This is a genomic window from Rhodoferax sp. PAMC 29310, from assembly GCF_017948265.1.
In the GTDB taxonomy this organism is placed as follows: Bacteria; Pseudomonadota; Gammaproteobacteria; order Burkholderiales; family Burkholderiaceae_C; genus Rhodoferax.
This window is the reverse complement of record NZ_CP072852.1, coordinates 1,176,372-1,198,478: the sequence shown is the minus strand read 5'-3', so window position 1 is coordinate 1,198,478 and position 22,107 is coordinate 1,176,372. Positions and strand designations below refer to the sequence as shown.

Below are 22,107 nucleotides of genomic sequence, written 5' to 3'. Positions count from 1 at the left end.
CCGGCCTAATTTTTTGCAACCTGTTTAACTTTGTTGATAACCATGCTTGATTCTTCTTTCAAATCTCGTGTCGTCAGTCCGGTCATGGCTTTGGCTCTGACAGGACTGTTAATAGGCAATGCCGGCGCTGCGTCGGGTGTGCCTGCAACCGCCGCAGCAGGGAGCACGCCGTTCGCCGTGACGGTCAATGGTGTGGTACTGCCGCCGCAACGCGGTGAATTTCTGCTGCAGCAGGAATTGGCGCGTGGCGCATCGGATACACCGCAGTTGCAGGCGGTGTTGCGAGAGGCCTTGATTGACCAAGCCTTGATGGCCGAGGGCGCCATCAAGGCTGGCCTCGACAAGCAGGCGTCGGTTGTGACGCAAATCGATTTGGCTCGGCAAAGTGTTCTAGTGCAAGCCTGGCAGCAGCAGGTGCTGCAGAAGATAAAGATTTCGGATGCCGACCTGAAGCAGGAGTATGAACAACAGGTCCAGGCGCTCGGACTTGAGCAGGTGCGCCTGCGTCACATGCTGTTGTCAGATGAAAAGCTGGCGCAGCAGGTTCAGGTGAAGCTCAAGGCGGGTGCCGACTTCGATGCGCTCGCCAAACAGTATTCTGGTGATGCGGGCACCAGGGAGCAGGGTGGTCTGAGTAGCTGGTTGCCTGAAGGTCGGCTGGAGCCCGCCATTGCCACGGTAGTTCATGATCTGAAGGCCGGTCAGTTGGCGCGCGCGCCGGTCAAGACTGACGCCGGTTGGCAAATTATCAAGCTGGAAGAGCGCCGTCCGTTTGTCGCACCGGCGATGGACCAGGTTGAGCCACAACTTCGACAGGCCATTGCGCGGCGCATTTTGCAGCTTCGGCTCAAAGCTTTGCGCGACAGCGCAAAGCTTGAAATTGGCGGGTGAAACGCGAGTTGATCTTAATGACTGATGTTACGCAGTGGCCCTGAACAACTGAAGCTGAGTATAGGCAGTGCGAGAGGCGTTGATGAGAAGCTTGCGGCAAAGTGCGAAGGGATTGAGCTTGTTGGGTGAGTGTGATCAACTAAATCGATGGACAAATGATCACGTTTCGTGAAGGTCGTTAAGGCAAGGATTTCAAACAAAATGGCGTCGGTATTGCTACTAACGCCGTTTTGCTTTCGAGCGCCGACTGATTGAATCAGAAGGGCACGTCAGAGCCCTTCCATGGCTGCTGGACGTTGAGATTACGTTTGGCTCCAGGATATCGAACTGGCAGTTGATGGTCGCAAGCAATTCAAGCATCAAGCCTAGAATTTCACGCAGTCAGCGTCTACGCGTGAGCTATCGATCCATTTAGTGACGCAATGGGTCAGTTGGCTTGGTAAGCTGCAAGATACCCCGGCGGCCCCGAACATCTTTGTCGAGCAGGTCGATGCTTTTGCCCGTTACATGCGGGAAGAACAAGGCTTGTCGCCGGTAACAATTGCAACTCGCTGCGAACGTCTGAGTTGGTTTTTTTCAAGCCTGTCGCCAACCCGTGATACCTTGCGTGCGATTACGGTATTTGATATCGATGCCTTTATCGAGTCAAAAGGCAAGGGCGGGTGGAAGCGGACATCAATGGCCGCCTTGGCCAGTTCCCTGCGCAGCTTCTTTGAGTTCGCCGAAGCGCGAGGCTGGTGTTCTTGCGGCATCACCGCTGTCATCCAGTCTCCCAGGATATACATGCGCGCAGGGATACCGCAAGGACCTGGATGGGAGGACGTGCAGCGCCTGCTTGTTAGTACCAGCGGTGATAGCCCTGCCGATATCCGTGATCATGCCATTCTGACGTTATTTGCTCTCTACGGAGTGCGTCGAGGTGAGGTTGCAGCACTGCAATTAGATGATCTGGATTGGCAAGAAGAGCTGATCCATGTCACCCGACCAAAGCAACGTGTTAGACGAGGGTGTCCCGAATTTTGTGTAAACGGCGGTTAAGTTAGACGCGCGGCATGCGCTCGTCAAACTGAATGGTAAAGCGGTTCAGAGCAGCCTTCCAATCCCGAATCGGCATCGTCCATTTCTGGCTGATGTTGTTCAGTGCCAGATAGAACAGCTTGAACACTGCGTCCTCAGTTGGGAACGAGCCGCGGGTCTTGGTTATTTTGCGCAGGCTCATGTTCACGGACTCAATGGCGTTGGTCGTGTAAATCACTTTTCGGATGTCTGGCGGGTATTCAAAGAACGGTATCAAGCGTGTCCAGTTGCGCCGCCAGGAGCGCCCAATCGGAGCGAAGGAATCGTCCCATTTGACCTCGAATGCCGTGAGTTGTCGCTCAGCTTCGGATTCAGTGGGCGCAGCGTAAATCAGCCGCAAATCCGCGGCGACTTCCTTGCGCTGTTTCCACCCCACGAAGTTCAGGCTGTGACGCACCATGTGAACAATGCAAAGCTGCACCGTCGCCTTGGGGAAGACTGCCTCAATGGCGTCAGGGAAACCTTTGAGCCCATCTACGCAGGCGATAAAGATGTCAGCCACGCCCCGGTTCTTCAGTTCAGTCACCACCTGCAGCCAGAACTTGGCCCCTTCGGTTTGGGCCATCCACAGGCCCAGTACCTCTTTGAGGCCGTCCAGGTTGACGCCAATGGCCAAGTACAGGGCCTTGACCCGCACAGTACCGTTGTCGCGCACCTTGACGTGAATGCAGTCCATGTAGACGATGGGGTACAGCGCCTCCAAGGGGCGCGACTGCCAGGCTTTGACCTCGTCCATGACGGCGTCGGTCACGGATGAAATCAGGGTAGGAGACACTTCGGCGCCGTACATCTCCTGCAGATGGCCTTGAATCTCGCGTACCGTCATGCCTCGGGCATACAGCGACAGTATCTTGTCGTCAAAGCCGCTCCAGCGGGTCTGGTGTTTGCCAATCAGTTGGGGCTCGAAGGTGCCGGCGCGGTCACGGGGGATTTCTATGGGTAGCTGGCCAAAATCGCCTTTGAGCGTTTTCTTGCTGCACCCGTTGCGGGTGTTGCCCGCTTCATTGGCAACCAACTGGTTCTTGCCGTGACCCAGGTGGCCGGTCAATTCGGCTTGCAAAGCTCGCTCGACCAAGGCTTTGGTGAGCTGCGTCAAGAGGCCATTCTGGCCAATCAGGTCTTCGGGCTTTTTGTAGTCGGCCAACAGGGCGTCAATCAGCTCGGCGGGTAAGGGTTTCATCTCTACGGTCATCTCGGCTCCATGCAAGACAGCAGTTTCCTGCCAAATAACCGTTTACACAAAACTTCTTACACCCTCTGTTGGACAGCGCTATCCGTTGCTTCCCGCGGTTGGAGATGCGATTTTGCGTTACCTGCATAATGTGCGGCCTCGCTGCAGCCATAGGGCGCTCTTTCTGACCCTCGATGCGCCCATTCGACCATTGTCAGCAAAGAGCATCACGGCGCTTGCACACGTACACCTGAATCGCATCGGTCTGACACTGTCACCAGGCGGTGCGCATTGCCTGCGCCACGCCTGTGCCAGTCATCTTCTGGCTTCGGGATTTTCGTTAAAGAAAATTGGCCCTGATGACCACCCAAATTCCCCCACTTTTGGCCACGGTAATCCCCCCGATAAACCATCAGTTCTGAAGGTTATGTCATGGACAATGGTTCGAAAATTCAGTGTTCAGTGGTTGAGGAATAGGAGAGATATATGCCTCCAGCCATACCCACTGACCGTCCAAACCGTACCCGTGGTGCGCTTCTAGGTTTAGCTTGCGGTGATGCAGTTGGAACCACCGTGGAATTCAAGCCACGCGGTTCGTTCACTCCCATGACCGATATGGTCGGTGGTGGCATTTTCCGACTGGTTGCTGGTCAATGGACTGACGATACAAGCCAAGCGTTGTGCTTGGCATCGAGCCTGATCGACAACGGGTTCGATCCGCTTGACCAGATGAAGCGATATGTTCGCTGGCATGAGGATGGCTATATGTCGAGCAATGGCAGATGCTTTGACATTGGAAACACCACCTACGAGGCGCTGAAGACCTTCAAGCGCACTGGTAACGCTCTTGCTGGATCGACTGATCCGGAAAGCGCCGGAAACGGCTCCATCATGCGTTTAGCACCTGTTCCCATTCGCTACTTGGACACGCCGTGCTTGCCATCAGCGCGATGTTCTATCAGGTCGCTACCGCCGCAACGCCTGCCGCATCTGAGTGTTCGGCAAAAGCCGTCAGCAAGGCGGGAAAACCGCTTGCTGGTGCTGCCAAGAACGCATTCATGAAAAAATGCGAAGCCGACAGCGGTGGCGCGGCCGTTCCATCCGGCTGCGCCGACAAGGCCATCAGCAAGGCCGGGAAGCCTTTGGCTGGCGCCGCCAAGACCGCATTCCTGAAGAAGTGTGAAGCAGACGCCGTAGCAGGCAAGTAAAATCGATCTGAGGTGTAATTGCCGCCAGCCAAGGCGGCTCCGAAGCAAGTTCGGGACCGCCGTTTTTTATTGCACCCCACCCGACATGCCCTGTAAATTGCGTGGGGAAGGGCGATGGGAACTCAATCTGATTGAGCTAGTTCATGAAACGTACCCCCTTGGCGGCCCTGCGATGGGTTGTTGTTGTCGCCGCCTTTACGGAAGACTCAAACTTCAAGCTACCAGCCCCTGGTCAGCTCCGTATCAGCGCCAACATTCTGCTCGCGGATCCCGGAAACAGGAGATGGCATTGCAGCTTCAGGGGGACTGGGGCACGGTACTTAGAACGGTAGTCTGTCGTTTCGCACCGTCGTCAAAATTGAGTTCTCATTCTCCCCGCAGCAGGGCAAGCTCTTTTTCAGCAATGTCGATGCGTACCCCCCCCTTTGCAACCAGAATTTTGGCTAATTGGTCCACTTCTTTACCCACAGCGCCTGCCATCATGGCAATGTTGTGAGAGTGCAATGTCATGTGTCCCTTCTGTATGCCGGTAGTCGCCAACGCTTTCATGGCAGAGAAGTTTTGAGCCAATCCGACCGCTGCAATGACTTGAGCCAACTCGCTGGCGGAGGCTATATTGAGAATTTTTAGAGCAGCCCGCGCCATTGGATGAAGCTTGGTCGCCCCTCCCACCAGGCCAACAGCCATCGGCATTTCAATGACACCGGCCAAATCTCCTTCTGGCGTGACCTCCCAACTAGTCAGGCTGGAATAGCGGCCGTTGCGGGATGCATAGGCATGTGCACCGGCTTCTACGGCTCGTGTGTCGTTGCCGGTGGCCAAGACGACGGCGCTTACGCCGTTCATGATGCCTTTGTTATGCGTGGCAGCACGATAGGGGTCGGATTCCGCAAAGTGATAGGCCATGATCATGCCGTCGCGTACAGCCTCTCCACCGATGTCCTCTGTTCGCCAAATGCAACGAGCCCGGGCCAGACGGCGATCCGCCAAATTCGAAAGAATGCGCAGATAGGTTTTTCCACCTGTCCATTGGGCGATAGACGGGGCCAGCTTTTCCGCCATGGTGTTCACCGCATTCGCACCCATCGCATCTCTCGTATCCACGATGAGGTGAGTGATCACCATAGGTCCAGACTTGGTCTCAATCACCCGCACTTCTAAATCTCGAAAACCGCCACCGAGCTTGATGAGCAGCGGATCACAGGCATCGCAGATGGCCCTGATTTCTTCCTTCTTTTCTAGAATGCACAACCGTGCATGAGTCGGATCGGTGACATTTACCAACTGAATCTGCGCAATCATTTCTGCGCCGGACATGGAGGTGATGAAACCACCGTTGTCATAGGCTTGGCGAGCGGCATTGCAAACAGCGGCGACAACTGATGATTCCTCCGTTGCCATGGGTACGAGCACATCCTTGCCGTCAATCCTCATGTTGGTTGCGATGCCCACCGGAATCGTCATCGTCCCTACAAAGTTTTCGATCATGTGATTGCCAACTTCCTGCGACAAATTGCCGCAGTTGGCCAAAAGATCACTGTCGGTTGCGTCGAGCTGCATGATCTTGGAAAGCAGCGCAATTCGCTCGGATACAGAGTGCTTATGAAAGCCAGAAATTCGGCTAGAGCTGAGTGTTTGAGTCATGGTGTTTCCTGCAGGTCAATAACTTAATTTGGGAAGGGGTCAGTGCTTGCCCAAATAGGCTTCGCGTACTGATGGATCGTTTTGAATCTCTTTCGCGGTTCCGCTGGATGTAATCAGCCCGTTTTTAAGCACATAGGCTCGGTCAGACACTTTGAGTGCTTGATTAGCCATTTGCTCCACCAGCAGAATGGTCATGCCTTCGTCTCGAACGCGTTTAATGACTTCAAAGATCTCTTTCACAATCAGTGGCGCCAAGCCCAGTGAAGGCTCGTCCAGAAGCAAAAGCTTGGGCCGCGACATGAGGGCCCTGGAAATGGCCAGCATCTGTTGCTCACCACCACTTAAAGTACCTGCTTGCTGGCTCTTTCTCTCGCGTAAACGAGGAAAGATGTTGTATTGAGTTTCAAGGTCTTGCTTCAATTGAGGATCTCTCGAATTGCGCAAAAAGGCCCCAAGCAATAGGTTGTCTTCCACGGACTGATCTGCGAAAACTTGGCGACCTTCAGGAGATTGAGAAATGCCAGCGCCAACCCTCTTATGTGCAGGCATGCCGGTAATGTTTTCTCCGCACCAATCAATGGAGCCACCTGCAGCGGGCTCCAGACCCGAGATGGCCTTCATCAGCGTCGTTTTTCCGGCTCCGTTGCCTCCGATGATGGACACCACCTCGCCTGCTTCAACAGTAAGACTGATCCCGCGCAGCGCGTTGATGGCACCGTAGTTCACAATCAAATTGGATATATTCAACATCGTGGTCATGCAGTTACCAGATCAGCGTCTGCTCCATCGAGTTCATCGTCTTCCCCTAGGTACGCTTTGATGACGGCAGGGTTGCGCTGTACCTCTTTTGGCGTACCTTCCGCAATTTTCTCGCCGTGATCAAGAACAACAACGTGATCTGACACCGCCATAACCAGGTCCATGTGATGTTCGATCAGCATCACTGTGATCCCCTTCGCAGAGATTTTTCCAATCAATACGACGAGATCTTGTGTCTCTTGCGGATTAAGACCTGCCGCTGGTTCATCGAGTAAAAGCAGTTTTGGATGAGTCGCCAGCGCTCGGGCAATTTCCAGGCGACGCTGAAGCCCATAGGGGAGGCTTCCTGCCGGCTCATTGGCTCTGTCAAACAACCCGACAAAGTCCAAGAGAGAGACGGCTTCGTTCCTCGCGTCGCGCTCTTCCTTCTGACATGCTGGGGTGTTGAACAGGCTGCGCCAGAATCCACAAGGCAGATGGGGGTGCAACCCCACCAATACATTTTCTGAGGCACTCATATGGGGGAACAATCGAAGGTTCTGGAAAGTTCGACCAATTCCCAGCTTGCACACGTCGCTGGAGCGCATCGTGGCGACATCTTCACCAAAAATCTCAACGCTCCCTCGATCCGGTCGAACAACGCCTGAAAGAATGTTGAGCAGCGTCGTTTTACCGGCGCCATTTGGACCAATCAATGAGTGAACATGGCCAGGACGCAAGACCATGTCAACGTTGTTGGTGGGAATGACACCGCCGTAGGACTTGTAAAGCCCCTTAGCATGCAAAATTATTTCATTGGCATTTTTGGCTGATGCATATTTGCATTGCCATTCGGTCGGCGCTAGGGCAGGTTTCTCCGTATTTGATTTGCTGGGTGCGATTTTCCTGCGCAAAGATTGCAGCGCTCCTGCAAGCCCTTGTGGCATCGCGTACAGGGCGAACAGCAACAAAGCCCCATAGGTAAAGTGTTGAAGCTCCGGCCATCTTGCAAGGAAGGCGTCCAACAGAGTCAGGGCGATGGCGCCCAATGCCGGCCCCCATATCGACGGGCCACCAAAAAGAACAATCAGCAACAAAAATATGGAAAGCCTGAAGGTGATGAAATCCGAGTTGATGTACTGGTTTTGCTGAGCAACCAGTGCCCCGGCGACACCGCAAGTCACGGCGCTGATCACAAATGCCAGAACTTTGAAGCGGTAAACATTGACGCCAACACTTTCAGCAGCCACTTCGGCAGCTTGAACGGCCTGAAATGCGCGTCCGTATTTGCCGTTTAACAAATTGGCAATCAAAAAATGGGTGACAAATGCCAGGGCAAGGATGAGCCATGCCCACTCGCGAATGTTGAGCATCTGCCCGGAAATCGTTGGGGGCAATACACCGTATATCCCTGCCTGACCGCCAAATGGCTCCTGCCATTCCGTGACGACTTTTTCGACAACGATGCCAAAACCAATGGTGACCATGGCAAGCGACGGCCCTTTGACCCGCAACGAGGGAATTGCAATCAAGACACCAAAAGCCGATGCAACGAAGGCCGATGCCAACAGGGCTAACCAGGGGTTCCAACCCGCCTGCGCCGTAAGCAGTGCTGCGGTATAGGCGCCAGCGGCAAATAGCCCGGCGTGCCCCAGTGATTTTTGACCACTCCACCCAACAAGCACATTCAATCCTGCGGCAGCGATGTAGTACATGCCGGCCGTGAAAATAATCTTCAGGTAAAACTCGTTGGTCATCAATGCGGGTATGGCGACCGCAGCGGCAATCGCCAGAACGGAAAGAATAAGTTTCTTGGTCATCGCGCTCACACCTTTTCGAAGGTTTTGCGGCCGAACAGACCCTCGGGCTTGACCATGAGCACGAGAATAATCAATAGGAACAAGGTGATCTCCCGCATTTCTGCGCGCCAAAGTCCGACAAGTGCTTCGATACACCCGAGCAGGATTCCGCCCGCAATGCAGCCTCTAGGACTTGAAAGCCCACCAACGATGGCCGCTGAAAATGCTTTTAGGGCGATGGTCAGGCCCATAAATACGGAAGCCGTTGTAATGGGTGCGATCAAGAGGCCAGCCAACCCTGCCAGTCCGGAGGACATGACGAACGAGAGAATCACGATGGCTGTCACGTTGATTCCCATGAGTGAAGCAGCCTGTTGATTGGCGGCTACCGCACGCACCGCCTTGCCAATTTTTGTCTTCCTAAGGACATAGTCCAGTCCAAACATGACCGTGAGGGTCGATGCTATGACCAGTATTTCTTGAGGGCGGACACCGGCACCGGCAATTCGCAGGACCCCATCCCCCAGAGGCGAGGGAACCGCAATGGAGCTGCTACCCCAGATGGCCATAGCAGAATTTTGCAAAATAATACCGAATCCAATGGTGCTCATCACCCACGCCATGCCGCCCGAGCCAAAGAATGGCCGGATCGCTGTGTAGTAGAGAAGAACGCCAAGCAGTCCGACGATTGTTACCGTGATAACAAGTGCCCCCAGGTAGCTCCCCACGGTTACATCTGCTTGTTCAAGAATCGCTGTGAAGGGTTTTCCCGCAATTAATTGCAATGCGCCCACCGCGACAAACGCCCCGGCCACAAGAAACTCACCCTGTCCAAAATTTAAGGTCTTTGTGGTCGTGTGCGTAATACTGAAACCGAGCGCTACGAGGGCGTATATCCCCCCCAACGCAAGGCCACTGAGCAATGCTTGGAGGAGTACCATTATTTTTTCAGATCAGCTGCGGAAATCGACTTTGTCACAGAGTCAGTGAAAGCCGTGACCTTGCCGTCTTTCCACTTTCCAAGGTGAAAGTCTTCAACACCGAGAGCTTCGTGGTCGGTTTTGGAGAACGGATTTTTGTAAAGCTTGATCACACCTTGAACTTCGGGCATGCCGGACTCCAGGGTAGCTGCCACCTTGGCCCCATCAGTTGTTCCCGCTGTCTTGATCGCAGCCGCTGCGAGCATCACGGAGTCGTATGCCTGAGCAGCGGACACGAATGTCACCATGCTTGGATAGCGCTCACGAACGCGAACCGCAAGTGCAGCTGAACGCGCATTGCTGTCTTCCGCCGTCGAGGTTGCAAAAACGAGGTGTTCGGAAAGTTTTTTCCCTGCTGTGTTCACCAGAACGGAACTCATATTTCCCCACGTTCCAATCGCCGTCGGCATGTAGTTGATCTTCTCCATGCTGCGAAGGGTCTGCGCATTGCCGTCCGCCAGGCCATAGATCAGGACCGTGTCCGCACCTGCATCGCGAATTTTGGCCAGTTGTGAAGTCATGTCTGTGTCCTTCGGCCCAAACTTTTCAACAGCTACTGGTGAGAGTCCGTGCAAGGTCAGCACTTCTGTCGCATCTTTGACCCCCTGGGTGCCAAAACCGGTGGAGTCAGCGATGAATGCAATTTTTTTATTTTTACTAGACTTCACTGCGTAAGCCAGCAAAAGTGAAACCTGTTCACGATCGACCATCGAGACACGGAAGATATAGTTTTGAGGCTCAGCTTGGTAGCGCTTGGTAATGTCGGTTGCTGTCGCGACCGGAACAATGACGGGGACCTTTTTTTGTTGCGGCATGTGCAGCCAAGCTAGAGCATTGCCCGAATTTGTCGGCCCAACGACCACGGCCACTTTCTCGTTGTCGATCAACTCAGTCATGTTTTGAATTGATTTTGGGGGAGCGCCTGTGTCATCGCGCACGACCGGCACCACTTTTTTGCCCAGTAGTCCGCCTGTTTTGTTGATGTCTTCGATGGCCAGTTCAAAACCATAACGAGCGGCCATACCCAGTTCGGCCGCAGCAGTGCCAGATTGATCGGCGTTAAAGCCGAATTTGATGTCCTGTCCAATGGCCGCGCCCACACTCATCGCACAAATGGCAGTGGTTGCGAGTAGCTTCAAAACCCGATGGGTTGGTCCCTTGTGTGCCATGAGTAGGTCTCCTAATATTGATTGATAGAGGCCACACTGTAGACAAACTGTGCCAGTAAAGAAAGGTACAGTTGAATGGGACAGTTTGATTGAGTGGTAAAAATTGTCCGAGTGGTGTCATAGTCGCCACTGAGTCCCATTTTTGGAAGATTAGCCCGTATGAAACGCTCCACAACGCTTGCTCAGGATCTGGCCGATTCGATGAAGCGACAGATTAGTGAGGGTGGCTATGCACAGGGTGAGAAGCTGCCGTCGTTGCGAACGCTGGCCGATTTGTATGGTTATTCGAAAAATACGATCGTGGCTGCATTCGAAATGCTGGTCAGCGTGGGACTAATTGAGCCGCGCAGAGGGTCTGGCTACTTCGTGTCAGTCCGTTCCGTGCAAAAACCGTTGGACGAGGAGCCGAGGTCGCTGGAGAGGGCAATGAACATCGTCTGGATGATGCGGGAGCAATTCAAAACCGTTCAAGACGCTCATCCTTTGGGCGATGGGTTCCCGCCAATTGAGTGGCTTTCTGACCTTCGGCTGGACAAATACCATCACAAGGTGGTGCGCAGCGGAATGGGGACAGTTTTTCGATATGGAAACCGGTTTGGGTACCAACCATTGCGTGAGCATTTGGTTCGTCGGCTGGCGTCTTTTGGAATTGGGGCGACGCCCAACCAAATACTGATGACCCAAGGGGCTAACAGTGCGATGGATCTCGTGATTCGTTACTTTGTCCCGCCTGGATCTACCGTACTTGTTGATGATCCCGGGTACTACTTGCTGTTTGGAAAACTGAAGCTCGCTGATGCCAAGATCATTGGTGTCCCGCGCCTTCCTGATGGACCCGACCTGGATGCCCTGGAGAAGCTTATTGCCCTACATAAACCCCGACTCTTTTTTACTCAATCGACGGGCCATAACCCGACGGGCACGGATCTGGCCGCTTGGAAGGCGTTCCGAGTATTGAAGCTTGCGCAAGAGCATGACCTTCTGATTGTGGAAAACGATGCCTTGGCTGATTTCAAACCACTAGCGGCGCCGAGACTCAGTGCATTGGATCAGCTGGAGCGGACCATTTACATCGGCTCATTTTCCAAATCCTTTTCAGCATCTCTGCGGGTAGGATTTATTGCCTGCAGCGCAGACCTGGCAAGTGAACTTGCCGATCTAAAAACGTTGATTTCCGCTAATTCATCTGAATACTGCGAGCGGACTGTCGATGTGATCCTCAAGGAAGGCCACTATGACAAGCACATGGTTCGCTTGAGGAGTCGGGTTACGGAGGCGACAGAGAGGGCATACAAAGCCCTGGCATCCATAGGTGCCACGATATTTGGGAACTCAAATCAGTCGCTTTACTTGTGGGCATCGTTTCCGGGAATCACGGACACCCATAGACTTGCCCAAGATCTACAGAAGAAGCGGATTTTGATTGCGCCGGGAAGGTTGTTTCGGGTGGACTCGGATCCGGCTTGCGAGTGGTCAAGATTCAACACGGGCGCGTTGGCTGATCCAGTGGTGTTCAACGCGCTGGAATCTGCTCTTATTGGAAGCATTCAGAACATTTGAGAACCGGCATTTTCTTTCGACGGCAAAGGATATTTTTCCGGCGGCAGATGCTTAGACAAGCCGCTACCGGCAACTCGCCAGTCAAACATCCACTAGACCAATCTGCCTCCACGAAACCCGGGGCGGTTCAGCGTGCCGTTTGAAAATATCCTGGCGCGCTTGAAGCGCTTGCCTTCTTCGCTGACCACCGCGCAGTCAAGTTTGCCCCGAGATACATCGATACCAAAGTAAAACATGTGAAACCTCCAAGGTTAAAGCGCCACGCCCTTCGGGCCGATCTACCTTGTCAATGCAGTCTCATCGCAACATGCGCGGTCTTTGCTACCGTCCGATCTCTGTATGGCGCGAGGGTGAGGCGGGGCGCCACATCTACATCCAAGGCTCGCGGCCTTACGTGATGTCCGTGCTGACCCCGCCTCGTGTGACGATAGCAAGTCGCCACAGCAACAAGATACAAGGTGGTGTCCAGTGCCCAAACCTGGTTGGCACGCACGATGGGCACGTTGCGCAACAGGTACGGATAGATCTTCTTACCTGGGGTGGCTCTGCTGGTGCCGGGCTGAGGCGCCAGTGCCTCAATACCCATGCGACGCATGAGCGTGCTGATGTGGCGTCGCCCAGCGTGACCACCCTCACGCGCCAGTTGATCGCGCAGCATGCGCGCACCCATGAAGGGGTGCAGCAGATGCAGCTCGTCGATGCGCCTCATCAGTTCCAAATCGGCCTCACTGACGGGTCTGGGCAGGTAGTACACCGATCCTCAGCTGACTCTTGGCCCAGGAGTCTGGGCGGCAGAAGGGATTGTCCCGATGCTGATTTTTGAAGTGTGAGATTCAATAGGGGCATGAGTGCAAGCTACATCCCCTATCACCCAGAACAGCAACAACTCTTGCCCCGCGCCTTGCAAGACTGGCTACCCCAAGGCCATCTGGTCTACTTCATCAACGACACCGTCGACAGCCTGAACTTGAGTGGGTTTCATCTTCGCTACGAAGCAGGGGGCCCGCGCAATCAGCCGTTTCACCCGGCCATGATGGTCAAGGTTTTGGTCTATGCATACGCTACCGGCGTATTCAGTTCACGCAAGATCGCCAGAAAGCTGTTTGAGGACGTGGCCTTTCGCGTGCTCGGCGCTGACAACTTCCCCGCCCACCGCACGATACGGGCTTTTCGCGCCCTGCACTTGAGCGAGTTCACTGACCTGTTTGTCCAAGTCGTACTCCTGGCGCGCGAAATGGGCTTGGTCAAACTGGGCACCATCGCCGTGGATGGCACCAAGATCAAGGCCAATGCCAGCCGCCACAAGGCGATGAGCTATGGGCGCATGCAAACCACAGAGATCGACCTCAACGCCCAAATTGCAGTCTTGCTGCAAAAGGCGGCCAACACCGATGAGGCCGAGAAGAACGAACCCGACCTTGACATCCCCGCTGAGCTTGAACGCCGGCAAACTCGGCTGGCAGCCATTGTTGCAGCCAAAGCCCGCCTTGAAGAGCGCCGGCGTCAAAGCGACACCCAGCGTGGGCGCAGCCCCAGCGACGAACGCCAACCCAAAGACAAAGACGGCAAGCCCAAGGGTGGCAAACCATATCAGCGTGACTTTGGTGTGCCTGCGGCCAAAGCCCAGGAAAGCTTTACCGACCCCGAATCACGCATCATGAAGCGTGCCGGTGGTGGCTTTGATTACAGCTATAACGCCCAAACCGCAGTCGATGAGAGCGCGCACATCATCGCGGCCGCCGAAGTGGTCAACACCAGCTCGGATGTGCAGCAATTGCCCATGGTGTTGGCGGCCGTCAAGACGCACACGGGAGTACAAGCGCAGCAGGTGCTGGCCGATGCGGGCTACCGCAGTGAGGCGGTGATGGCAGAGTTGGCAAAAACGCAGCCACAGACCGAATTGGTGATCGCGTTGGGGCGCGAGGGCAAAGTATTGGCCAAGCCCCGCGATGCCAAGCGCTACCCGCACTCGGTAGCGATGGCGGCCAAGTTCGACACCGAACAAGGCAAGCTTGACTACCGCAAGCGCAAGTGGATTGCAGAGCCGCCCAACGGCTGGATTAAAAACGTTCTGGGGTTTCGCCAGTTCAGCATGCGGGGGTTAGAAAAGGTGAAAGCCGAGTTCAAGCTCGTTTGTCTGGCGCTCAATCTTCGCCGAATGGGGGCGATGCAGGCGAGTTGAGTGAGAAAGCGCACCAAAACCACAAACGGGGCGATCCTGAGCCTGCTTGAACCGGGCTTGGCCGATAAAGACGATGGCGTTGACGAACATGTTCACCATCGGCCAGACCGCATTGAGCGGCCTATGAACCAATTCGCCCTCGTTTAAAGCCTTCTGCCGCCCAGACTCCTAGTCTTCCAGGCGTAGTAGCCGCTGCGCTGAATCCGAAGCACCCGGCACATGCTGCTCACGCGAAACTGGCTTTGATGCGCTGCCATGAATGCGTACTTCACCCGGACAGTTTGGCAAAGTACGTTGCGGCCTTTTTTAGGATGTCACGCTCCTCGTTGGCCCTTTTGAGTTCAGCCTTGAGGCGCGACACTTCTGCCTTGAGGGATGCGTTTTCGCCATTGCCAACACCTTGCTGCTGTTGAGCAAGGCGCACCCAAAGGTAAAGGCTCTTGTCCGACATGCCAAGGCGCTTGGCCACATCCACTACCCCATGACCGCGCTCGGTCACCTGCTTGACTGCCTCAGCTTTGAATTCCGCTGGGTATCTGACTCTCTTCATGACTAACTCTCCAGTTCAATTTCGACCTTAACAGGTGTCTATTGAAGCGGGTGAAGTCCAAACGGTCCGCGCAGCCTATTGTGGTTGGACTGGGTCACCCATTGCGGGTGACCTCCGCGCCGCCTATGTCGACGCTGCGGCAACTGGTACTCGCGCAAATTCAGAGGATTGGATTCCCACTCGAAAGAGTTCTCACATTTGGAGCCAAGGTTGGCAGTGCGACGGTTTCGTAGTATCAGCGTAGAGTGGGCATATAAGTAGGCTGCACATCCCCGGTTTGGCAGTTACGGAGCCGCTATCCTGACCTACCGAAAGTACCTCAGCAGCAAACCCGGAACTGGCAGCAGCACTACGGCGATTGCCGGTAATCCCCTCATTTCCCACTGACGACAGCAGTGGAAGGTTTATGCAGCCCTGGCGAAGTGCTGCTTCAGGCCTCCGCCGCGTGAGCCCTACTTCAATGCTTCTTCAAACTCAGCCAACTCCTCGCCAACAGCTGTGAATTTTTTCATCTTGGCGCGGTTGTCGGCCCAATTGAGCATGGCTCCTTCCAAGTTCTCTTTGAAGTGAGCGAGCGCTGAATCTTTGACTGCTTGGGTGGCTGTGCTTGACCAGAGGTCGATCAGGTCAGAAAGGCCATTGTCGAAATCCTCGAACGTTTCAAGGAGGATCCATTGGCCGGTTTTATCAAACATGTTTTCTTTCGGTAGTTGAGTTGTTTTGGTGGGGTGGTCCGAGTCAATCGTCACCAGGAATTACTGCACTGGCGACGGCGCCGACAGCCTTGGCTGTGACTTTAACCCCGGTTGCGACCACCGTGACTGCTGCATCTGCGACTGCAATGACTGCACAGGCTTGCAGAAAAAGTGCGACACAGGTGACGGCGGCAAATCTCAAGCCTGTCTTCAGTGTGGCGTCTGGTGTGGGTAGGGTAACAGATAGGCTTTTCATGCGAATCAACGTTCAAAACTAGATTGACGAAGCAAATGCAGAACTGACGCACCCAAGTCTGGTCGGGGGTGCCGTAGCAGCGAATGACTCAGTTGGATTCTTGTGGGACATCAACCTGAATGCGGATCTCAAACGGCTACGTCTTCGCGGTGTGTACACAATCATCCCAAGGCAGGACATCACAGCCACAGTGTGGGACTTGATTGACAGAGGCGATTGGGGCGGCGGCGGCTTTCAGCGCTCTGGCTTTTGGAGCACTTGGAGCTGCATCGGAGCCCATCATGGCCGCGTCTACATTGGGCATCCAGCGCAGAAATGGTGTGAGATCAGACACATCGACGATGTACCAAAGTTTTTTGGTGGCGTCCCATCGTGCACCAAGCGCCTTGACCGCATCCTTTTCCGCGAATGGGGTTACTAGATTGATTCTCATTCGTTGAATTATCTGGCCTGAAAGGAGGGGGTTCGATGAAGGATAAATGTCTCAAGCCAGAAAAAAAGCCCCTGCAATTTCTCGCAAGGGCTTTTTATAATTTTGGCTCCTCGACCTGGGCTCGAACCAGGGACCTACGGATTAACAGTCCGGCGCTCTACCAACTGAGCTATCGAGGAATATATATTTTCCGACTATCCATCGCTTAAGTGTCGAAACAAAAATAACTCAGTGATTTCACTAAGTTTTCATGCTGATAGTTGCACATTGGCAACCACTTAAGTGGCTCCTCGACCTGGGCTCGAACCAGGGACCTACGGATTAACAGTCCGGCGCTCTACCAACTGAGCTATCGAGGAATAAGCCTCAAATTATAGCGTTGTTTTTTGGGCCGAATTTGACGGCAAGGCAAATTTGAAGAGCTTTTACGAATCAATCATTGCTGAGTCACTGACTTTTCGAGCCGGATAATCTACACCATGACAATTGGTGAAAATTCGCGATACCCACGACTCCTGTCAATTGCAGGCTCTGACAGTGGGGGTGGAGCGGGCATCCAGGCTGACCTTAAAACGTTTGCAGCCTTGGGTTGCTACGGAATGACGGCCATCACAGCCATCACGGCACAAAACACCTGCGGCGTCAGTACTGTGTCCGCTGTCTCTGCGGGTATGTTGCAAGATCAAATGAATGCGGTCTTGGGCGATATGGGGGTTGATGCGGTGAAAATTGGCATGCTCCCTTCCATTGATCACATACAAGTGATTGCGGAGGCAATTGATCGTTTTGGCGTTCAGGGGATCGTCTTGGATCCTGTCATGGCGTCAACCAGCGGGACGCCGTTGATGGAGGGGCGGGCTGTTGCTGCGCTTTCCAAAACGTTGTTTCATCGAGTGGATTTGATTACACCCAACCTGGATGAAGCGGGCACTTTTCTGGGGTGTCGCGTTGTGAATCGAATAGATATGGAGCGTGCTGCCACCGCCTTGATACAACGGGGTGCGCGGGCTGTTCTGCTGAAAGGAGGCCACTTGTTGGGCGACGAAGTGGCGGATGTGCTTGTGACAGGTGACGGGCGAGTCACCTGGATGCAAGGCGCCCGGATTGCCACCCGAAACAGTCACGGGACGGGTTGCACCTTGTCATCTGCCATTGCTGCCCATTTGGCTCGAGGGTCCAATCTGGAGCACGCTGTGCGGCAGGGCAGGGAATTCGTTCGCAGCGCGTTGTTGGCAGGTGCTGCTGCACGGATCGGGCAGGGCAAGGGGCCACTCAATCATGGGTTCGCTCCAATGCCGATGCTCGTCTTCAATCCGAAAGTCTAACTCTGAGCCATACGGCCTGTTCTTAATGCCGCCATGAGCTCCGCCGCCGCCATTTCCGGGGACGCGGCGGCAATCAGTGCCCGAACTACGCCTACTGAGCCCACTTGGCAGTCCAAAACGTTAGACAAATTAGAGTGGTCTATTCCGCCAATGGCAACCAATGAATAGTGACGTAGAAGTTTTGCGTACTGCTGTAGGCGCCCGATTCCTTGCGGTGCAGTTTGCATTTTCTTGAGAGTGGTGGGAAACACCGCGCCCATGGCGATATAGCTGGGGCTGAACTGATCGGCGCGCAGCATTTCTGCATAACCATGGGTGCTGATACCCAGGCGCAAGCCGGCGGCGCGAATGGCGTCTACGTTGGCGCCATCGAGGTCTTCTTGCCCCAGGTGCACGCCGTAGGCGCCAGCGCGAATGGCGGCTTGCCAATGGTCATTGATGAATAGCAGAGCTTGTGTGCCTTGGACGCCTCGAACCGCTGCATTGATCTCCCGTTCAATGTCGGCCTGAATGTCTGACTTGAAGCGCAATTGCAGGGTAGTCACACCACTTTGCGCCATGCGAGCGACCCATTGGGCAGTTGGCAGCACGGCGTAGAGACCAAGATCGCGCGGGCAGGGAGGAAACCCATTGAGTCGTGGCTGTGGTTGGATGTCAAAGTCAATCGGATCGCTCGGCCAATGGTCCGGGTCAAACCGACCGAGCCGCTCCGACTGACGATGCCAGGCCGTTGCGATGCAATGTGCATCGGTTTCGATGAACCCCAGTATCCGGGCGGCCTGAAAACTGGCTTGATATGCCGCATTGCCCGCCGGAGGGCTTTTGCCAACAATGTGTGCGTGGTCCACTGCCAGTGCGCTGTGGGCAGCGACGATGGCTTGTATGGCTGAGACGTTGTCGAAAGTGGTGCTCATAGGTAGGGCTACTCAAGCGTGGTGCCAAAAGGGCGTGCCGATCACGGGGGTGCTGGGTTGCGCCGATGCTTGTTCGGCCATGGTGCCACTCAGATAGGCATCCCGCCCTGCCTGTGTCGCCGCGGAAAAAGCCCCCGCCATGGCGACCGGGTCCAGCGCCAGTGCGACAGCGGTATTGAGCAAGACACCATCAAAACCCCACTCCATAACTTGGCAAGCATGGGATGGTCGCCCTAGTCCGGCGTCCACAATCATGGGGACTTGAATGCGACTGCGCAGTGTTTGCAGCGCAAACGGGTTGATCGGCCCTTTGCCGGTGCCAATGGGCGCCGCCCACGGCATGATGGCCTGGCAACCCGCGTCCACCAAGCGCTGGCAAAGCACCAAATCATCAGTGCAATAGGGCAGCACTTTGAAACCGTCCTTGATCAGTCGGCTGGCTGTGTCGACCAGGTTGAGCGTGTCGGGTTGGAGTGTGTAATCGTCCCCAATGAGTTCGAGTTTGATCCAATCTGTCCCGAACACCTCACGGGCCATGTGCGCTGTGGTGATGGCCTCCTGTGCACTGTGACAACCGGCGGTGTTGGGCAGCACTGGCACGCCCAATTGGTCCAGCATCTCCCAAAAGCGGTTGCCACCTTGTTGCTCCCCCGAGGTTTGACGTCGCAGGGAGGCTGTCAACATGGCCGGTTGTGCTTTGAGCACGGCGTCGAGCAATACCTTCGGGGACGGGTAGCGTGAGGTGCCGAGCAGCAAGCGACTGCTGAAGGTCTCTCCGTAAAGAACAAACGGGTCTTCAAAGTGGCTTGAACTGAGGTTTTGTGCCATGGCTGTGTATCCGTTATCCACCGGTGACCGGCGCAATGATGTCGATGCGGTCATTGGCCTGTAGGCGCCAGTGGTGGTATTGCGACTGGGGCACAAACTGAAGATTGACGGCCGCCGCAAAGGGCGGCTGAGCCTGGATGCAGGCCACCGCGTCTGCCAGGGTCGCGGGTTCAGACAATTCATGCGGCAACTGATTAATCGATATCTTCATAGGCACTTAATAAGTGGTTTGGACGGAAAGAGACAGGCGCGTAGACAGGGGCGAAGAGTCGTTGCGTATCAACTCGATCACCACATCCATGACCGCCGGAGCGATCAGGTAGCCGTGGCGGTACAAGCCGTTGATCTGCAACACTCGATCGGCGCTGCGTCGAATGACGGGCAAGTTGTCAGGCAAGGTGGGGCGGCACTGGCTGACCAGATCCAGAATGCGGGCCTCGCCAAAACGCGGGTCTACCGAGTAGGCGGCGCTGAGCAGTTCCAGCGCCGAGCGCACGGTCATCGGAGAGGTGTCGTTGGATTCAATTTCTGTTGCCCCGAGCAAAAATATGCCATTTTCTTTCGGTGCAATGTAGATGGGATAACGGGGGTGAATCAGGCGGGTGGGGCGTCTGAGCTGGACTTCTTTGGCTTCCACCGTGATGATTTCACCGCGCACCCCGCGCAGCGCTGTCCATTGCGGCTGCGCCCCCAACCCACGGCAGTCCAGCACCCAGTCCGGCTGGCCAGGCTGGCCCGGATTAAACTCTTCGACCAACCGTGGGCTGTGCCAGTTGAGTCTGACGTTGAGGCGCTGGAGTTGCTCCAACATGGCCGCCAGCAGTTGATGGTTATCGAGCTGACCCTCTCCCGGCAGGTAAATTCCTTGCGAGAATCGACCGTCCAGAGACGGCTCAAGTTGGGTGACCCCTTGTGCGTTCAGCGTTTGCATCGCTGGAAGGGACGGGATCAATTTTTGTGTGATCGCCATTTGGCGCTTGAATCGCTCTGCATCTGCACTGTCCTGTTGATGCCATAGCACCAGGGTGCCTTCTTGCTGAAAGTAAACCGGCTGTCTCAGCTGGGCGATCAACGTTGGCCAACGAGTCAAGGCATAGATGCCCATTTGAACCACATTGGGCTCAGTCACCGCAGATTCCGCCAGCGGGGCAAGCATCGCGGCGGCAGCGCGTGCTGCCGATTTCTCTGCTTGCGGGCCGCCGGCGTCGAACAAATCAATTGTGTGGCCCTCTCGCGCAAGTTGACAGGCCAGTAGTCGACCCATCAGGCCAGCGCCCAGAATGACGAACTTCATGGCGTGCAGCAGCGGTTAGGCGTGCCCTGATCACCATGGGTTTGTAGGAAATGAGAGTTCTGAAAACTCGGTTGTGCCATCAATTGCTCCACGCAAAAAGTTGGCAGGTGAGCCCTATCAGGATGAGGTCATGCATTGCCAGAGAATGTGGCAACCCCCATGAAACCGGACATGCTTCCCTGCGCGAGGATTACCTCAATCAGGTTCAAAGGGACTTTCTCAGTCGTTCTGCCGTGATGGCAGGGCAACACCCCTAGCGAATGTGCTTTTCAGAGCACCGGTGAATTCTACTTAATCGAACACGGGCGATTCGACGCCCAATACTTTGTGCAGCTTGGGACTGGTGGTGGTGTACAGCAAAAAGACTTTCTTCTCGGGCACGATGATGGGCATGGCGCCAAAAGCCGCCAAAGCACACTCATGAAAGCCGCACAGAATCAGCTTCTTCTTGCCGGGATACACATTGATGTCTCCCACCGCAAAGATGCCGGGAACACTGGTTGAAAATTTCTCGGTGTCCACTTTGAGTTGCTTGCGTTCAATGTCCAGGCCCCAGTCGGCAATCGGCCCGAGTTTTGGGCTCAGGCCAAAAAAGACCAGCAGCATATCCAATGGCACAACCCGGGTCACGGCGTCAACCCCGGTGACTTTCGCCCCAGTAAGGCGTCCGTCTGCTTCTTCGTAACCTGTGACCTGGCCGACCATGAATTGCATCTCTTGAGCCTCACACAGCGCCCGCATCTTGGCGATGTTGGCCGGTGCCGCCTGAAAGGCGTCTCGGCGGTGAATCAGGATGACGCTTTCGGCTTTGTGCGGCGTGTCTTTGACGAATTCCAACGCCCAGTCCAGCGCCGAGTCACCGCCGCCCACAATCACCAGGTTTTTCCCGGCAAAGTCTTCAGGATTTTTGACGTTGTAAAAGACTTGTGTATTTTCAAAGGCGGGCAGGCCCTCCACCTTCAAGGTGCGAGGCTGAAAGGCGCCTACACCAGCGGCAATGAAGATGGTTTTGGTTAGAAACCGGACGCCTATGGATGTTTCAACGAAGAAACGCCCATCGTCCTGCTTTTGAACCGTGGAGACTCCCTGGCTGAAGTGGAACGTGGCTCCGAAGGGCTCAATTTGCTTGAGCAGTCTGTCAGTCAACTCTCTGCCAGTGCATACGGGCACAGCAGGAATGTCGTAAATCGGCTTGTCGGGGTACAACTCAATACATTGGCCGCCCGCATAGGCCAGCGAGTCGATGACATGGACTTTGACTTCCAGCAGGCCCAACTCGAACACCTGGAACAAACCCACGGGACCGGCGCCGATGATGACGGCGTCAGTTTCAATGGGGCCGTCGTGCGCGAGCGTGGTGTCAATCACCTCGGGTGACAGTTGGGCATCCATG

Annotated in this window: 22 protein-coding genes, 2 tRNA genes, 2 pseudogenes and 1 riboswitch; of the genes and pseudogenes, 7 read left to right on the top strand and 19 right to left on the bottom strand. The window is 55.0% G+C overall.

Features of this window, described 5'->3' with window-relative positions; genetic code table 11:
• Nucleotides 1-42 precede the first annotated feature (42 nt).
• Both J8G15_RS05595 and J8G15_RS05590 read left to right on the top strand, forming a co-directional pair.
• The gene (locus J8G15_RS05595) at nt 43-891 is read left to right on the top strand and encodes a peptidylprolyl isomerase (protein WP_210546543.1); all 849 of its coding nucleotides are present in this window, start codon (nt 43-45) and stop codon (nt 889-891) included.
• Nucleotides 892-1,305: 414 nt separating this feature from the next.
• On the top strand, nt 1,306-1,929 hold the full coding sequence (locus tag J8G15_RS05590) for a site-specific integrase (RefSeq protein ID WP_210546542.1): 624 nt from the start codon (nt 1,306-1,308) through the stop codon (nt 1,927-1,929).
• A 1-nt stretch (nt 1,930) separates the two neighbouring features.
• On the opposite strand, the gene J8G15_RS05585 is transcribed toward J8G15_RS05590, so the two are convergent.
• Nucleotides 1,931-3,160 (bottom strand): IS256 family transposase, encoded by a 1,230-nt coding sequence (locus J8G15_RS05585; protein WP_210544748.1) that lies wholly within the window; start codon nt 3,158-3,160, stop codon nt 1,931-1,933.
• Between the two features lie 465 nt (nt 3,161-3,625).
• Between J8G15_RS05585 and J8G15_RS05580 the strand changes: the two are divergent.
• Both J8G15_RS05580 and J8G15_RS22025 read left to right on the top strand, forming a co-directional pair.
• Nucleotides 3,626-4,060: pseudogene (locus J8G15_RS05580) on the top strand (ADP-ribosylglycohydrolase family protein); the annotation flags it as partial.
• Nucleotides 4,061-4,197: 137 nt separating this feature from the next.
• Nucleotides 4,198-4,347 (top strand): hypothetical protein, encoded by a 150-nt coding sequence (locus J8G15_RS22025; protein WP_210546540.1) that lies wholly within the window; start codon nt 4,198-4,200, stop codon nt 4,345-4,347.
• A 366-nt stretch (nt 4,348-4,713) separates the two neighbouring features.
• Here the strand turns inward: J8G15_RS22025 and J8G15_RS05570 are convergent, their stop codons facing one another.
• From J8G15_RS05570 to J8G15_RS05550, 5 genes are read right to left on the bottom strand one after another with little or no spacing between them, the layout of a single operon-like run.
• The gene (locus J8G15_RS05570; protein ID WP_210546539.1) at nt 4,714-5,991 is read right to left on the bottom strand and encodes a hydroxymethylglutaryl-CoA reductase, degradative; all 1,278 of its coding nucleotides are present in this window, start codon (nt 5,989-5,991) and stop codon (nt 4,714-4,716) included.
• Nucleotides 5,992-6,030: 39 nt separating this feature from the next.
• A complete protein-coding gene (locus tag J8G15_RS05565; protein ID WP_210547480.1) occupies nt 6,031-6,741 on the bottom strand; it encodes an ABC transporter ATP-binding protein in 711 nt (236 codons plus the stop codon).
• Nucleotides 6,742-6,746: 5 nt separating this feature from the next.
• The gene (locus J8G15_RS05560; RefSeq protein ID WP_210546538.1) at nt 6,747-8,549 is read right to left on the bottom strand and encodes an ATP-binding cassette domain-containing protein; all 1,803 of its coding nucleotides are present in this window, start codon (nt 8,547-8,549) and stop codon (nt 6,747-6,749) included.
• 5 nt (nt 8,550-8,554) lie between these two features.
• Nucleotides 8,555-9,469, bottom strand: coding sequence for a branched-chain amino acid ABC transporter permease (locus J8G15_RS05555; RefSeq protein ID WP_210546537.1), 915 nt, complete (start codon nt 9,467-9,469; stop codon nt 8,555-8,557).
• The gene (locus tag J8G15_RS05550) at nt 9,469-10,677 is read right to left on the bottom strand and encodes an ABC transporter substrate-binding protein (protein ID WP_210546536.1); all 1,209 of its coding nucleotides are present in this window, start codon (nt 10,675-10,677) and stop codon (nt 9,469-9,471) included. The genes J8G15_RS05555 and J8G15_RS05550 overlap by 1 nt, the downstream gene beginning before the upstream one ends.
• A gap of 159 nt (nt 10,678-10,836) precedes the next feature.
• Between J8G15_RS05550 and J8G15_RS05545 the strand changes: the two genes are divergently transcribed.
• Complete coding sequence (locus J8G15_RS05545; protein WP_210546535.1) at nt 10,837-12,237, top strand: PLP-dependent aminotransferase family protein; 1,401 nt, start codon at nt 10,837-10,839, stop codon at nt 12,235-12,237.
• 92 nt (nt 12,238-12,329) lie between these two features.
• On the opposite strand, the gene J8G15_RS05540 is transcribed toward J8G15_RS05545, so the two are convergent.
• Together J8G15_RS05540 and J8G15_RS21435 are read right to left on the bottom strand one after the other, a co-directional pair.
• Nucleotides 12,330-12,473, bottom strand: coding sequence for an ROK family protein (locus J8G15_RS05540; RefSeq protein WP_210546534.1), 144 nt, complete (start codon nt 12,471-12,473; stop codon nt 12,330-12,332).
• A 203-nt stretch (nt 12,474-12,676) separates the two neighbouring features.
• Nucleotides 12,677-12,994: pseudogene (locus tag J8G15_RS21435) on the bottom strand (IS3 family transposase); the annotation flags it as partial.
• An 87-nt stretch (nt 12,995-13,081) separates the two neighbouring features.
• Between J8G15_RS21435 and J8G15_RS05530 the strand changes: the two are divergent.
• Entirely contained in the window at nt 13,082-14,419 is a 1,338-nt protein-coding gene (locus tag J8G15_RS05530) for an IS1182 family transposase (RefSeq protein ID WP_210546532.1), read from the top strand.
• Between the two features lie 268 nt (nt 14,420-14,687).
• Here the strand turns inward: J8G15_RS05530 and J8G15_RS05525 are convergent, their stop codons facing one another.
• The 6 genes from J8G15_RS05525 to J8G15_RS05505 form a co-directional block, all read right to left on the bottom strand.
• A complete protein-coding gene (locus tag J8G15_RS05525) occupies nt 14,688-14,969 on the bottom strand; it encodes a transposase (RefSeq protein WP_210546531.1) in 282 nt (93 codons plus the stop codon).
• A gap of 452 nt (nt 14,970-15,421) precedes the next feature.
• Nucleotides 15,422-15,664 (bottom strand): hypothetical protein, encoded by a 243-nt coding sequence (locus J8G15_RS05520; protein ID WP_210546530.1) that lies wholly within the window; start codon nt 15,662-15,664, stop codon nt 15,422-15,424.
• A gap of 43 nt (nt 15,665-15,707) precedes the next feature.
• The gene (locus J8G15_RS05515) at nt 15,708-15,920 is read right to left on the bottom strand and encodes a hypothetical protein (protein ID WP_210547699.1); all 213 of its coding nucleotides are present in this window, start codon (nt 15,918-15,920) and stop codon (nt 15,708-15,710) included.
• 136 nt (nt 15,921-16,056) lie between these two features.
• Complete coding sequence (locus tag J8G15_RS22020; protein ID WP_370627498.1) at nt 16,057-16,353, bottom strand: DUF5710 domain-containing protein; 297 nt, start codon at nt 16,351-16,353, stop codon at nt 16,057-16,059.
• A 103-nt stretch (nt 16,354-16,456) separates the two neighbouring features.
• Nucleotides 16,457-16,532: transfer RNA gene (locus J8G15_RS05510), tRNA-Asn, on the bottom strand.
• Between the two features lie 104 nt (nt 16,533-16,636).
• Nucleotides 16,637-16,712: transfer RNA gene (locus J8G15_RS05505), tRNA-Asn, on the bottom strand.
• A 120-nt stretch (nt 16,713-16,832) separates the two neighbouring features.
• On the opposite strand from J8G15_RS05505, the gene thiD reads away from it, so the two are divergent.
• Nucleotides 16,833-17,678, top strand: a complete 846-nt coding sequence (gene thiD / locus J8G15_RS05500; protein WP_210546529.1) for a bifunctional hydroxymethylpyrimidine kinase/phosphomethylpyrimidine kinase — start codon at nt 16,833-16,835, stop codon at nt 17,676-17,678.
• Here the strand turns inward: thiD and J8G15_RS05495 are convergent.
• The 5 genes from J8G15_RS05495 to J8G15_RS05475 all read right to left on the bottom strand — a co-directional run bounded on the left by J8G15_RS05495 (nt 17,675) and on the right by J8G15_RS05475 (nt 22,106).
• Complete coding sequence (locus J8G15_RS05495; protein ID WP_210546528.1) at nt 17,675-18,592, bottom strand: thiamine phosphate synthase; 918 nt, start codon at nt 18,590-18,592, stop codon at nt 17,675-17,677. The two genes, thiD and J8G15_RS05495, sit on opposite strands and share 4 nt — an antisense overlap.
• Before the next feature lie 12 nt (nt 18,593-18,604).
• Complete coding sequence (locus tag J8G15_RS05490; RefSeq protein WP_210546527.1) at nt 18,605-19,420, bottom strand: thiazole synthase; 816 nt, start codon at nt 19,418-19,420, stop codon at nt 18,605-18,607.
• A 13-nt stretch (nt 19,421-19,433) separates the two neighbouring features.
• The gene (thiS, locus tag J8G15_RS05485; protein WP_210546526.1) at nt 19,434-19,631 is read right to left on the bottom strand and encodes a sulfur carrier protein ThiS; all 198 of its coding nucleotides are present in this window, start codon (nt 19,629-19,631) and stop codon (nt 19,434-19,436) included.
• 6 nt (nt 19,632-19,637) lie between these two features.
• The gene (locus J8G15_RS05480; protein ID WP_210546525.1) at nt 19,638-20,714 is read right to left on the bottom strand and encodes an FAD-dependent oxidoreductase; all 1,077 of its coding nucleotides are present in this window, start codon (nt 20,712-20,714) and stop codon (nt 19,638-19,640) included.
• A 159-nt stretch (nt 20,715-20,873) separates the two neighbouring features.
• Nucleotides 20,874-20,979, bottom strand: a riboswitch (TPP riboswitch).
• A 26-nt stretch (nt 20,980-21,005) separates the two neighbouring features.
• Nucleotides 21,006-22,106 carry an NAD(P)/FAD-dependent oxidoreductase gene (locus J8G15_RS05475; RefSeq protein WP_210546524.1) on the bottom strand — a complete coding sequence of 367 codons (1,101 nt, stop codon included), beginning with the start codon at nt 22,104-22,106 and terminating at the stop codon, nt 21,006-21,008.
• Between the last annotated feature and the right edge of the window lies 1 nt (nt 22,107).

Coding starts and splice junctions, on each gene's coding strand:
- J8G15_RS05540 (WP_210546534.1), bottom strand. CDS start 12,473: ATGTTTTACTTTGGTATCGATGTATCTCGGGGCAAACTTGACTGCGCG.
- J8G15_RS05545 (WP_210546535.1), top strand. CDS start 10,837: ATGAAACGCTCCACAACGCTTGCTCAGGATCTGGCCGATTCGATGAAG.
- J8G15_RS05585 (WP_210544748.1), bottom strand. CDS start 3,160: ATGACCGTAGAGATGAAACCCTTACCCGCCGAGCTGATTGACGCCCTG.
- J8G15_RS05565 (WP_210547480.1), bottom strand. CDS start 6,741: ATGTTGAATATATCCAATTTGATTGTGAACTACGGTGCCATCAACGCG.
- J8G15_RS05550 (WP_210546536.1), bottom strand. CDS start 10,677: ATGGCACACAAGGGACCAACCCATCGGGTTTTGAAGCTACTCGCAACC.
- J8G15_RS05525 (WP_210546531.1), bottom strand. CDS start 14,969: ATGAAGAGAGTCAGATACCCAGCGGAATTCAAAGCTGAGGCAGTCAAG.
- J8G15_RS05570 (WP_210546539.1), bottom strand. CDS start 5,991: ATGACTCAAACACTCAGCTCTAGCCGAATTTCTGGCTTTCATAAGCAC.
- J8G15_RS05530 (WP_210546532.1), top strand. CDS start 13,082: ATGAGTGCAAGCTACATCCCCTATCACCCAGAACAGCAACAACTCTTG.
- J8G15_RS05515 (WP_210547699.1), bottom strand. CDS start 15,920: ATGAAAAGCCTATCTGTTACCCTACCCACACCAGACGCCACACTGAAG.
- J8G15_RS05520 (WP_210546530.1), bottom strand. CDS start 15,664: ATGTTTGATAAAACCGGCCAATGGATCCTCCTTGAAACGTTCGAGGAT.
- J8G15_RS05490 (WP_210546527.1), bottom strand. CDS start 19,420: ATGGCACAAAACCTCAGTTCAAGCCACTTTGAAGACCCGTTTGTTCTT.
- thiS (WP_210546526.1), bottom strand. CDS start 19,631: ATGAAGATATCGATTAATCAGTTGCCGCATGAATTGTCTGAACCCGCG.
- J8G15_RS05555 (WP_210546537.1), bottom strand. CDS start 9,469: ATGGTACTCCTCCAAGCATTGCTCAGTGGCCTTGCGTTGGGGGGGATA.
- thiD (WP_210546529.1), top strand. CDS start 16,833: ATGACAATTGGTGAAAATTCGCGATACCCACGACTCCTGTCAATTGCA.
- J8G15_RS05595 (WP_210546543.1), top strand. CDS start 43: ATGCTTGATTCTTCTTTCAAATCTCGTGTCGTCAGTCCGGTCATGGCT.
- J8G15_RS22025 (WP_210546540.1), top strand. CDS start 4,198: ATGAAAAAATGCGAAGCCGACAGCGGTGGCGCGGCCGTTCCATCCGGC.
- J8G15_RS05560 (WP_210546538.1), bottom strand. CDS start 8,549: ATGACCAAGAAACTTATTCTTTCCGTTCTGGCGATTGCCGCTGCGGTC.
- J8G15_RS05495 (WP_210546528.1), bottom strand. CDS start 18,592: ATGAGCACCACTTTCGACAACGTCTCAGCCATACAAGCCATCGTCGCT.
- J8G15_RS05480 (WP_210546525.1), bottom strand. CDS start 20,714: ATGAAGTTCGTCATTCTGGGCGCTGGCCTGATGGGTCGACTACTGGCC.
- J8G15_RS05475 (WP_210546524.1), bottom strand. CDS start 22,106: ATGGATGCCCAACTGTCACCCGAGGTGATTGACACCACGCTCGCGCAC.
- J8G15_RS22020 (WP_370627498.1), bottom strand. CDS start 16,353: ATGAGAATCAATCTAGTAACCCCATTCGCGGAAAAGGATGCGGTCAAG.